Origin of the sequence: Nocardia sp. NPDC006982, assembly GCF_042869435.1 — a bacterium.
Classification (GTDB): domain Bacteria; phylum Actinomycetota; class Actinomycetes; order Mycobacteriales; family Mycobacteriaceae; genus Nocardia.
In genome coordinates, this window is sequence record NZ_JBIAFV010000072.1 from 1 (window position 1) to 2,115 (window position 2,115).

Genomic DNA, 2,115 nt, shown 5'->3' on the forward strand with positions numbered 1-2,115 from the left:
TCCGGCAGTCCGGTCAGGATGATGTTGTGGTCCTTGAGCTCGGTGAACGCCTCCCAGTTCTCGACCTCGGGACCGATGACCGGCCCTTGCCAGGCCCGGGGCAGCTCGAGCCAGAGCCTCCAGATCGGATCGAGCTCCTCACCCGAGCGCAGGAACGGCGGACGATTCGTGTTCACTGGCTCACCTGCCAGCCTGCGGCATAAGACTTCCAGTTCGCCGCTGCCCGCAGCGCCTCATCTTCGAGGACCCAGCCATAGAGGTCCAGCGTGGTCTGAACATGGGCGTGACCGAGCCGCCGTGACACCACCCAATCCGGCGTTCCCGCGAGCAGAAGAGCGCTGGCATGAGTATGCCGGAACCAATGTGGTGACCACCCATGTGGCCCGATTCCTTTGCGCCGCAAAGCATTCACCTTGTCTCTCACCGTTCCTTCCCTCAGCGGGGCCAGCAATGGTGGACGGTTCAGGTTCACCAGAAGCGGTGAGTCGACCGTGATGAGCAGACCGAGATCGGTTGCGCGGCAAGCCAGATAGGTCAGATAGTCGGCGAACAGTCGTTCCAGGTCGGCGCCGACATAGACCCGGCGAGGACGCATCATCTTCACCCGCGCCCCGTTCGCGTTGTCCTCGCGCGGGACGATGTCGACGAACGCGGTGCCGCCTCGGCCCAGCACGAAATCGCTGATGCGCAGGCCAAGCACGTCACCCAGCCGAGCGCCTGTCTCCGCCAGAATCGCGAACAGCAGCCGATCCCGCAGATTCCCGGCCCACTCGCCGGTGGCCTGATCGACGACGGCCCACCTGTCGAGGATGGCCTGGAGCTGCTGCGGCAGCAGGATCGGCGGCCGACCGCGGTGGCGTTGACGGCGCACCCGCACCAGCGACGACGGTGCCGGTGCCTAGCGGGCATCCAGATGCGCCAGCAGCCCCCGCGTCGGCATCCGCCGCGGCGTCCCCCGCAACAAACGGCCCGCGACGGGAACCCCGAACACTTCCTGCTGCCAACGGTAGAACGAAATCAAAGCCGCCAGACGAGCTTCCAGTGTCGTCGCCGACGGCCGCTGATCGGAGGGAGCCAGATGGTGTTCGACGGTGCGACCGTTGCGCAGCCACGACAAGAACCCGGTCACCGCGGGAACCCCGACCTCCTGCCACCGCCCGGCCTCGTCGCGCTGCTCGAGGAAGGTCCACCACTGCGCCAGCGCGGTCGCATATCCACGCACGGTGTTCGGCGACCACAGATGCCGATGCGCCTCGATCCACTCCTCGACCGGGCCGACCGTCCGATACGAGGCATCGACCACCGTCCACGTCCGCCCGCCGCCGGATGGGCGCACCGCAATGCCGTAGGCCACCAGAGCCATCCGCTCATCACGTCGTTGAAGCCCCACTGATAAGCAGGCAACAACGAGACCCGCTGCCCACCAAAGGTCTTCGTCGTGAACATCGATGAGGACGGGTCAGGTCCCGTGGATAACGCCTGGCACCGGCAAAACGCATCTGTCGATCGGGCTCGGAATCCGCGCCTGCCAAGCAGGTCACCGAGTCGCGTTCGCCACCGCCGCCGAGTGGGTCTCACGGCTGGCTGATTCTCAGCACGCCGGAAAACTGCAGGCAGCTGATAAAGCTCGGCCGGATTCCGCTGATCATCGTTGACGAAGTCGGCTACATCCCGTTCGAATCCGAGGCTGCGAACCTGTTCTTCCAGCTCGTCTCGTCCCGTTACGAACGAGCCAGCCTGATCGTCACTAGCAACAAACCCAGATCGCTGGGGCGAGGTCTTCGGTGACGACGTCGTGGCCGCCGCAATGATCGACCGCCTCGTCCACCACGCTGAAGTTATCTCAATGAAGGGAGACAGCTACCGACTCAAGGACCGAGACCTCGGCCGCGTCCCAGCGGCCGAGACCAACGACTAACCAAACCAACAGGGGTGGGTCCGGATTCAACCGAAACGACCGGGTCACGATTCAGGATCTGGCACGGTTTGCGTGATTCCGTCTGGTCGGGTTTCCTAGTCGCTCAATAGGATTCGTTTGCGGAGTAGGTCGGGTTTGGTGCGGCCGAACATTTGCCGTTTGAGCATTTTAAAAGTTACGTGGAATCTGGCCCGGGC

General features: G+C 64.2%; 2 protein-coding genes and 1 pseudogene. 1 reads left to right on the plus strand and 2 read right to left on the minus strand.

What is annotated here, in order from left to right; translation table 11 throughout:
• Window positions 1–172: 172 nt before the first annotated feature.
• Window positions 173–877 carry a tyrosine-type recombinase/integrase gene (locus tag ACFYOW_RS49460; protein ID WP_387299125.1) on the minus strand — a complete coding sequence of 235 codons (705 nt, stop codon included), beginning with the start codon at window positions 875–877 and terminating at the stop codon, window positions 173–175.
• Between the two features lie 21 nt (window positions 878–898).
• The gene (locus tag ACFYOW_RS49465) at window positions 899–1,363 is read right to left on the minus strand and encodes a site-specific integrase (RefSeq protein ID WP_387299127.1); all 465 of its coding nucleotides are present in this window, start codon (window positions 1,361–1,363) and stop codon (window positions 899–901) included.
• Between the two features lie 136 nt (window positions 1,364–1,499).
• Here ACFYOW_RS49465 and ACFYOW_RS49470 point away from each other — a divergent pair.
• A pseudogene (locus ACFYOW_RS49470) lies at window positions 1,500–1,918 on the plus strand (ATP-binding protein); the annotation flags it as partial.
• Window positions 1,919–2,115 lie beyond the last annotated feature (197 nt).

Excerpts from the sequence above, each read along its gene's own strand:
- ACFYOW_RS49465 (WP_387299127.1), bottom strand. The coding sequence starts at position 1,363 with ATGGCTCTGGTGGCCTACGGCATTGCGGTGCGCCCATCCGGCGGCGGG.